This is a genomic window from Streptomyces sp. WZ.A104 (genome assembly GCF_002382885.1).
Taxonomy (GTDB): domain Bacteria; phylum Actinomycetota; class Actinomycetes; order Streptomycetales; family Streptomycetaceae; genus Streptomyces.
Map to the genome: position 1 here is coordinate 1 of NZ_NWVL01000137.1, position 7882 is coordinate 7882.

General features: G+C 73.9%; 6 protein-coding genes and 1 pseudogene. 5 read left to right on the forward strand and 2 right to left on the reverse strand.

The window, feature by feature from the left end:
- Positions 1-1065, forward strand: a pseudogene (locus CIB93_RS36240) (BACON domain-containing protein); the annotation flags it as partial.
- 17 nt (positions 1066-1082) lie between these two features.
- On the opposite strand, the gene CIB93_RS36245 reads toward CIB93_RS36240, so the two are convergent.
- Positions 1083-1940 carry a hypothetical protein gene (locus CIB93_RS36245; RefSeq protein WP_096633036.1) on the reverse strand — a complete coding sequence of 286 codons (858 nt, stop codon included), beginning with the start codon at positions 1938-1940 and terminating at the stop codon, positions 1083-1085.
- Positions 1941-1979: 39 nt separating this feature from the next.
- Between CIB93_RS36245 and CIB93_RS36250 the strand changes: the two genes are divergently transcribed.
- The 4 genes from CIB93_RS36250 to ilvD all read left to right on the forward strand — a co-directional run bounded on the left by CIB93_RS36250 (position 1980) and on the right by ilvD (position 6501).
- Positions 1980-2930, forward strand: a complete 951-nt coding sequence (locus CIB93_RS36250) for a Ppx/GppA phosphatase family protein (RefSeq protein ID WP_096633037.1) — start codon at positions 1980-1982, stop codon at positions 2928-2930.
- Positions 2931-3044: 114 nt separating this feature from the next.
- Positions 3045-3878 carry a sugar phosphate isomerase/epimerase gene (locus tag CIB93_RS36255; RefSeq protein WP_179500367.1) on the forward strand — a complete coding sequence of 278 codons (834 nt, stop codon included), beginning with the start codon at positions 3045-3047 and terminating at the stop codon, positions 3876-3878.
- The gene (locus tag CIB93_RS36260) at positions 3875-4507 is read left to right on the forward strand and encodes a TetR/AcrR family transcriptional regulator (protein WP_096633039.1); all 633 of its coding nucleotides are present in this window, start codon (positions 3875-3877) and stop codon (positions 4505-4507) included. Before CIB93_RS36255 ends, CIB93_RS36260 begins: the two co-directional genes overlap by 4 nt.
- A 143-nt stretch (positions 4508-4650) precedes the next feature.
- Positions 4651-6501, forward strand: a complete 1851-nt coding sequence (ilvD, locus tag CIB93_RS36265; RefSeq protein WP_096633040.1) for a dihydroxy-acid dehydratase — start codon at positions 4651-4653, stop codon at positions 6499-6501.
- A 163-nt stretch (positions 6502-6664) separates the two neighbouring features.
- Here ilvD and CIB93_RS36270 read toward each other — a convergent pair.
- A partial coding sequence (locus CIB93_RS36270) for a PQQ-binding-like beta-propeller repeat protein (RefSeq protein ID WP_179500366.1) occupies positions 6665-7882 on the reverse strand: 1218 nt, incomplete at its 5' end.

The window sequence follows — 7882 nt, forward strand, 5'->3', positions numbered from 1 at the left end:
CGCGCCGCCGAGCGGGCCGACGCCGCGGGGCCCTGGCCCGGAGCGGCCCTGGCCCCGGCCGCCGCCCTCCCCCTCGTCGAGGCCCCCCGGCCCTCCGTGTCCGTGGCGATGGCCCAGGCCCAGCGCTCCCGCTCCGGCGGCCCGCGCTTCGACCGCACCGGGTTCCCCCTGGACCCCAAGGACCACGCCGCCCGCCGGGACCGGCTGCGCGCCCGGGTCGTGACGACCACCGTGGTCGCGACCGTGGTCGCCGCCCCCGTGATCGCCCTGTGGGCCGCGTACCGGGGAGCACCGCAGACGGGCGAGGGCCACGACGGCGCATCCGTCACCGCCACCGAGGTCGACGGCGCGGGCGGCATGAGCGGCGACCCGTACGAGGCGGCGGGCAACGCCCGCCCCGGCGACCGGTTCGGCGCCCGCGTTCCGGACGTCACCGCCGAGGTCATCAGCGTCGGCGGCGCACAGCAGCGCGACGCCCGCCTGGAGGTCACCGCCCGGACCTCCGGCGCCGTCACGACGATCACGCTGACCGCCTCCGGCGGCGGGCCGGTCGCCTGGTCGGCGGCGACGGACGCGCCCTGGCTGCGCCTCACCCGTACGTCCGGCATGCTCGCCGCCGGGCAGTCCACCACGATCGCGGTCTCGGTGATCCACGCGGCGCAGCCGAGCGGCCCGTGGCGGGCCCGGATCTCGCTGACCCCGTCCGCCTCCGTCGTGCTCATCGACGGTTACGGCGCGGCCTCCCCGACGACGGGCGGCCCGCGCCCCACGCACCCCGGGACGGGCTCACCCCGTCCCACGGACCCGGGCACCACGGACCCCGGCCCGAGCGATCCCGGCCCGAGCGACCCCGGTCCCACGGACCCGGGTCCCGGCCCCACCGACCCCGGCCCGGACCCGACCGACCCCACGGACCCGCCCGACCCGACCGGTCCGCCGGACCCCACGGACCCGCCCGACCCGACGCCGGACCCGACCGACCCGGGCCCCACGGACCCGGGCACCCCGGACCCGACGCCGGACCCGACGGACCCGGGGCCGTCAGACCCGGGCCCGACGGGCTGACGGCCCGCCGGCCGGCCTCAGCGCTTCTTCGGAGGCAGCGGCGGGTCCGCCGGGTGCGGGGCCATCGGCAGCAGCGAGGACAGCCGCTCCTCGCACAGCTCGACGAGCCGGTCGTACCCCTCCTTGCCCATCAGCTCGATCAGCTCGGGGCGGTAGGACACGTACACCGGCTCCCCGGCCCCGTGCGCCGAGGTCGCCGACGTGCACCACCAGTGCAGGTCGTGGCCGCCCGGGCCCCAGCCCCGGCGGTCGTACTCCCCGATCGTCACCTGGAGCACCCGGGTGTCGTCGGGCCGGTCGATCCAGTCGTACGTCCGCCGCACCGGCAGCTGCCAGCACACGTCCGGCTTGGTCTCCAGGGGCTCCTTGCCCTCCCGCAGCGCCAGGATGTGCAGCGAGCAGCCCGCCCCGGCGGCGAATCCCGGCCGGTTCTGGAAGATGCAGGAGCCCTCCCAGCGGCGTGTCTGCCGTTCGCCGTCCTCGTCGACGCCGACCCAGCCCGTCTCTGTACCGACATCGTGGAACTGCCACAGCTCGGGGGTGAGCCGCGCCACGTGCTCAGCCACCCGCTTCTCGTCGTCCTCGTCGGAGAAGTGCGCGCCCAGCGTGCAGCAGCCGTCATCCGCGCGGCCCGCCTGGATGCCCTGGCAGCCGCTGCCGAAGATGCAGGTCCAGCGGGAGGTGAGCCAGGTCAGATCGCAGCGGAAGATCTGCTCGTCGTCGGCCGGGTCGGGGAACTCCACCCAGGCCCGCGCGAAGTCGACACCCTTCTCGTCGGACGGGTCGGGGCCGCTCGCCTCCGACTGTGATGTCTCCCTGTTCGTCTTCTGCTTCTTCGTGGCTTTGTCCTGCTTAGCCTTTTTCGTCTTTGGCACGCGCCCAGAGTAAGTCCGATGGAGCAGTAGCGTTCCCGTATGAGACTCGGAGTCCTCGACGTGGGATCGAACACGGTTCATCTGCTGGTGGTCGACGCCCACCCCGGTGCCCGCCCGCTGCCCGCGCACTCGCACAAGGCCGAGCTCCGGCTCGCCGAACTGCTCGACGAGACCGGTGCGATCGGCCCGCTCGGCGTCGACCGGCTCGTGGCGACGATCGCCGGGGCGGTCCAGGCCGCCGAGGACAAGGGCTGCGAGGACGTGCTCGCCTTCGCCACCTCCGCGGTCCGCGAGGCGACCAACGCGGACCTGGTGCTGGAGCGCGTACAGGCCGAGACCGGCGTCGACCTCGCCGTCCTCAGCGGCGCGGAGGAGGCCCGGCTGACCTTCCTGGCCGCTCGCCGCTGGTTCGGCTGGTCGGCGGGGAAGCTGCTGGTCCTGGACATCGGCGGCGGTTCGCTGGAGATCGCCTTCGGCATCGACGAGGAGCCGGACATCGCGGTGTCGCTGCCGCTCGGCGCGGGCCGCCTCACCGGCGCCTGGCTGCCGGACGACCCGGCCGACCCCGAACAGGTCAGGTCGCTGCGCCGGCACGTACGGGCCAGCATCGCCCGGACGGTCGGCGAGTTCAGCCGGGCAGGCCGCCCGGACCATGTCGTCGCCACCTCCAAGACCTTCAAGCAGCTCGCCAGGATCGCGGGCGCCGCCCGCTCCGCCGAGGGGCTGTACGTCCAGCGCACGCTGAGCCGCAAGGCGCTGGAGGACTGGGTGCCGAAGCTGGCGACCATGACCGTCGAGGAACGCGGCCGCCTCCCCGGGGTCTCCGAGGGCCGGGCAGCCCAGCTGCTCGCCGGGGCGCTGGTGGCCGAAGGGGCGATGGACCTGTTCGGCGTCGAGGAGCTGGAGATCTGCCCCTGGGCCCTGCGCGAGGGCGTCATCCTGCGCCGCCTGGACCACCTCCCGGTGGAGCGGGTCGCCCTGCCCGGGTGACGGGCGGTGGGTGACGGGGCGGCGGAGGCGTACGCCCATGGCCCTGATCACTTTCCGCCAGGGTCCCTCGGCGCGGCGCACAGGTGCCCGTACGCTGTCCAGGTGGCAGAACCAGTGGTGCGCATCCCCGATGCGAAGGTCGCCCTGTCAACGGCCTCGGTCTACCCCGAGTCCACCGCGACGGCCTTCGAGATCGCCGCGCGCCTGGGGTACGACGGCGTCGAGGTCATGGTCTGGACCGACCCCGTCAGCCAGGACATCGAGGCCCTGCGCCGGCTCTCCGACTACCACCAGGTCCCGATCCTCGCGGTCCACGCCCCCTGCCTGCTGATCACCCAGCGCGTCTGGTCCACCGATCCCTGGGTCAAGCTCCAGCGGGCCAGGGCGGCCGCCGAGAAGCTCGGCGCCTCCACCGTCGTGGTGCACCCCCCGTTCCGGTGGCAGCGCAACTACGCCCGGGACTTCGTGACCGGGATCTGGCGGATGGCCGGGGAGACGGACGTCCGGTTCGCCGTCGAGAACATGTACCCCTGGCGATACCGCGACCGCGAGATGCTCGCGTACGCCCCCGACTGGGACGTCACCAACGACGACTACCGCCACTTCACGGTCGACCTCTCGCACACCGCGACCGCCCGCACCGACGGGCTCGCCATGGCGGCGCGGATGGGCGACCGCCTCGCCCACGTCCACCTCGCGGACGGCAAGGGCTCGGCCAAGGACGAGCACCTGGTGCCCGGCCGGGGCGACCAGCCGTGCGCGGAGCTGCTGGAGCGCCTGGCCCGTACGGGCTTCGACGGCCATGTGGTGATCGAGGTCAACACCCGCCGGGCGATGTCCTCCGCCGAACGCGAGGCCGACCTCGCCGAGGCGCTGGCCTTCACCCGCCTGCATCTGGCCACCACCGCCGCCGCCCCCGACCCGTCCTCGAAGATCCGCCGCCCGTGACCGAGGAGAACCCCGAGGAGCCCGCCGCCGCCCCCCGCCGCCGGGGCCGCCCCTCCCGCAAGGCCGCGTCCGAGGGCCCCGACGCCCGTACGCGCATCCTGGAGGCGGCCCGTACGGAGTTCGCCGAGCGCGGCTACGACAAGACGTCGATCCGGGGCATCGCCAAGGCCGCCCGGGTCGACGCGGCCCTCGTCCACCACTACTTCGGTACGAAGGACGAGGTCTTCGCCGCGGCCGTCGAGGTCACCTTCGAACCCGCCCTGGTCATCCCCACCGTCCTCGGCGGCCCGCCGGAAGGCCTGGGGGAGCGGCTCGCGCGCTTCTTCCTCTCCGTATGGGAGGACCCCGGCACCCGTACGCCCCTGTTGGCGATCCTGCGCTCCGCCGTCACCCACGAGGCGGCGGCCGACGTGCTGCGCGACTTCGTGCTGCGGAGGCTGCTGGAGCGGGTCGCGGCGGAGCTGGACGTACCGGACCCGACCCTCCGGGCCGAGCTGGCCGCCTCGCACATGCTCGGCATCGCGATGCTGCGGTACGTGGTCCGCGCCGAGCCGCTCGCCTCGGCGGACCCGGAGGACATCGTCGCGATGGTCGCCCCCACGCTCCAGCGATACTTGGCGGAGAGCTGACGCGCACAGCGCATGCCCACGGAACGGCCACCGCGTCCCGCATTCCGGACAGCCTGTCCAGATCTTGGATTCGGGGCGTACGCTCGAAGACAGTCTTTTCTTATCTGTCGGAGGCAGTCCCCCTGCCGAAGGAGCGAGCGACGATGCCGCAGCTGAGGTCCCGCACGGTCACCCACGGACGCAACATGGCGGGCGCGCGCGCCCTTATGCGCGCGTCGGGCGTAGCGAGCGCGGACATCGGCAAGCCGATCATCGCGGTCGCCAACTCGTTCACCGAGTTCGTCCCCGGCCACACCCACCTCGCCCCGGTCGGCCGGATCGTCTCCGAAGCGATCCTGGCGGCGGGCGCGGTCCCGCGTGAGTTCAACACCATCGCCGTGGACGACGGCATCGCGATGGGCCACGGCGGCATGCTCTACAGCCTGCCCTCGCGCGACCTGATCGCCGACTCCGTGGAGTACATGGTCGAGGCGCACTGCGCGGACGCGCTGATCTGCATCTCCAACTGCGACAAGATCACCCCGGGCATGCTGATGGCCGCGATGCGCCTCAACATCCCGACCGTCTTCGTCTCCGGCGGCCCGATGGAGGCCGGCAAGGCCACCCTCGTCGACGGCACCGTGCGAAAACTCGACCTGGTCAACGCGATCAGCGACGCGGTCGACGAGTCCGTCTCCGACGAGGACATCCTCCGCATCGAGGAGAACGCCTGTCCCACCTGCGGCAGCTGTTCCGGCATGTTCACGGCCAACTCGATGAACTGCCTGACCGAGGTCCTCGGCCTCTCCCTCCCCGGGAACGGCTCGGTCCTCGCCACCCACACCGCCCGCAGGGCGCTGTACGAGAACGCGGGCCGCACGGTCGTCGAGATCACCAGGCGCTACTACGAGCAGGACGACGAGACGGTCCTGCCCCGCTCCATCGGCACCCGCGCCGCGTTCGACAACGCCATGGCGCTGGACATCGCCATGGGCGGCTCCACCAACACGATCCTGCACCTGCTGGCCGCCGCCGAGGAAGCGGAGCTGGCGTACAACCTGGACGACATCAACGAGGTCTCGCGCCGCGTCCCGTGCCTGTCCAAGGTCGCCCCGAACGTCGCCCCCGGCGGTACGTACTACATGGAGGACGTCCACCGCGCCGGCGGCATCCCCGCCCTCCTCGGTGAGCTCCACCGCGGCGGCCTGCTCAACGAGGACGTGCACTCCGTGCACTCCGACACCCTCGCCGAGTGGCTGAAGAACTGGGACGTGCGCGGCGGCTCCCCGTCGCCCGAGGCCGTCGAGCTGTGGCACGCCGCCCCCGGCTGCGTCCGCTCCGCGACCGCCTTCTCCCAGTCCGAGCGGTGGGACACCCTCGACCTGGACGCGGCGGGCGGCTGCATCCGCGACGTCGAGCACGCCTACTCCAAGGACGGCGGCCTCGCCGTCCTCAAGGGCAACCTCGCCGTGGACGGCTGTGTCGTGAAGACGGCCGGTGTCGACGAGTCGATCTGGACCTTCGAGGGCCCGGCGGTCGTCTGCGAGTCACAGGAAGAGGCCGTCGACAAGATCCTCCGCAAGGAGATCAAGGCGGGCGACGTCGTCGTCATCCGTTACGAGGGCCCGCGCGGCGGACCCGGCATGCAGGAGATGCTCTACCCGACGTCCTTCCTCAAGGGCCGGGGCCTGGGCAAGGTCTGCGCCCTGGTCACCGACGGCCGCTTCTCCGGCGGTACGTCGGGCCTCTCCATCGGCCACGCCTCGCCCGAGGCGGCCTCCGGCGGCACGATCGCGCTCGTCGAGAACGGCGACCGCATCCGGATCGACATCCCGAACCGCTCCATCGAGCTGCTGGTCGACGATGCCGAACTGGCCACCCGCCGCGAGGCGCTGAACGGCGTGTACGCCCCCAAGTCCCGCGACCGCAAGGTCTCGGCGGCGCTGCGCGCGTACGCGGCGATGGCGACAAGCGCGGACCGGGGCGCGGTCAGGGACGTCTCGAAGCTGGGCTGACGCTTCCGGCCCCCGCCCCGAAAGCCCGTCCCTCCCCCTGTCCCTCCCGTCCCTGCCGCCCCGCCGTCCCTGCTCTCCCGCCCCTCCGACGCCTGTCGCCCAACCCGTCCGGCGTACGAGGAGCGGGGAGCCGGGGCAGCCCGCCCCCAGGCTCCCCCCGCCCTCACCAACCCCCCGGCGCCAGCCCGTCCACCGCGAAGACCGACCCGTCCGGCGCCGTTCCCACGACCGTCCGCCCCGCCGTCACAGGCGCGGGCAGGTCGGACGCGTACGTCAGCTTCCCGCCGCTCAGCCGCGCCCGGGTCTGCCCCACCAGCGCACCCCGGGCCGTGTCGACGGCCAGCAGCCGCCCGTCCGCGGCGGAGAAGTACAGCCGCCCGCCCTCCCCGAGCACCGGCGCGGAAGCCCGCCCGACCCCGGTCTCCAGCCGCCACAGCTCCGCCTCCGCCGTATCGCCCGCCGCGGTGTCCACGGCCAGCAGCGAACCGCCCCGCGCCAGCAGATACGCGGCATCCCCGGCCGTCACCACCTGGGGCCCGTCCATCGCGAAGGGCAGCGCGACGCGCACGGCGGCGCCGGTCCCGGGGGCGTACCGCACGAGCCCGGAGGTGTCCGAGTTGCCGTTCATCGCCGTCAGCACCAGATCTCCCGATCCCGCCGTGCCGACCGGGGTGAGCACCCCGTCCAGCCGCCGCTGCCAGGACGCCTGGCCGCTCAGGGCGTCCACCGCCGTGACCAGGGTCGACGCACCGGAGGAGGAGTGCTCGAAGGCGTAGGCGAGCCCGGACGCCCCGTCGTACAGGGCGAAGTCCGGCCGGGTGTGCCCCGCGAGCGGACGCTCCCAGCGCTCCGCACCGCTCGTGCCGTCGAGCGCCGTCACCGTGCCGCCGTCCGCGACGGCCAGCAGGGTGTCACCCGCCGGGAACACGCCACCAGGGCTCGCGGAGAGCGCGGTGTCGCGGACAGCGGTGCCCTTCACCGGGTCGAGCGCACGCAGCTTCCCGTCCGGGCCGGTGGACAGCACGACCCCGCCGGAGACGATCGGCGCGGCGATGACCCCGGCCGATGAGGAGCCGGCCGACCACAGCACGCGCCCGTCCGCCGGATCGATCCTGGCCGTGCCGGTCCCGGCCACGGAGCAGTACAGTGCCGCCCCCGACCCGGCGGAGGCACAGACGGGCGTGGCGCTCCCCGTACGCCGCAGCTCGGTACGCCACGGGGTGAAGGCCGCGGCGACCCGGTCGCCGCCGCCCGCCCGCTCCGGCCCCGTACGGCCCGGCCCCTCCCCGCCGCCCCACACCGCGTACGCCCCGGCCCCCGCCCCCGCCACCAGCAGAAGCAGTGCCGCCGCGAGGACCGGCCGGGCGCGCGACGGCCGCCC